The 891-nt window shown below is 61.6% G+C and carries 2 protein-coding genes; both read right to left on the minus strand.

Annotation, left to right across the window (positions count from 1 at the left end; genetic code table 11):
• A partial coding sequence (locus tag J5224_RS30920) for an iron ABC transporter permease (protein WP_264628840.1) occupies positions 1–315 on the minus strand: 315 nt, incomplete at its 3' end.
• On the minus strand, positions 312–891 hold a 580-nt coding region (locus J5224_RS30925), incomplete at its 5' end, for an ABC transporter substrate-binding protein (protein ID WP_264628841.1). The genes J5224_RS30920 and J5224_RS30925, both read right to left, overlap by 4 nt.

Consider the following 891-nt stretch of genomic DNA (forward strand, 5'->3'; position numbering starts at 1 on the left):
AATCGCAACGCAGGCACCGAGGCCCGCCCCCGCCGCCACGCCGAGAATATCGGGTGAGACCAGCGGGTTACGAAACATCCCCTGATAGGTAGTACCCGCCCCCGCCAGCGCAGCGCCAATCAGCAACGCCGCGGCGATGCGCGGCAGGCGGATCTGCCAGAACACGATCTGATCTTGCGGCAAATGTCTGTCAGGGCTGAAAAGCAGTCCGATCACTTGATGAAGGCTTAAGGGATAAGCGCCGGAAAACACCGCCAGCGCGATGCACAGTAGCGCCAGGGTGCTCAACAGCGTAAACAGGGTTGCCGTTCTCATTGCGCGTTAACGATTCGGTTAAACTGAGCCTCGCTCAGCGGCGCATGCCAGAACAGCGTGGCAAAACGCATCATGTCAGCCTCAAAGGAACGTGCCACGTCCTTGTCCAGCCAGGCGTGCAAGCGTCGCAAGCCGAGCAGCCGATTGATGCCCGGCGGCGCATCCAGCCAGCCAAACGGCAAGCCGCTAAGAAACAGGATGCGTTTTTGCGCCACGGCCTTCACCCCCTGCCATACCGGATCGTGAGTCAGCGTGTGCAAGGTCGCTGCCTCCTGCACCAAAATTATGTCTGGCTGCCAGGCCAACAGGTTTTCCAGCGACACCTGCGCCAATCCCTGACGTCCCGGCAGTTGCGCGACATTTCTCAACCCCAGCAGTTCGGCCGCTTCCGTGTGCAAGGAGCCGGCCAGCCCGGTTTCCAACCCGCTGGCACCGCGCGCCGCGTAAAAGCGCACGTTAGCGGCATCCGAGTGGGCGAAGGACTGCGCCTCCTCAATAAACTGACGTGCCAGTTCCGCCTGCGGTTCGGTGCGAAACGCTACGCCAAACGCGTTCCCGATCGCCTGTAACTGCTGC

The organism is Candidatus Symbiopectobacterium sp. NZEC135 (assembly GCF_025962695.1).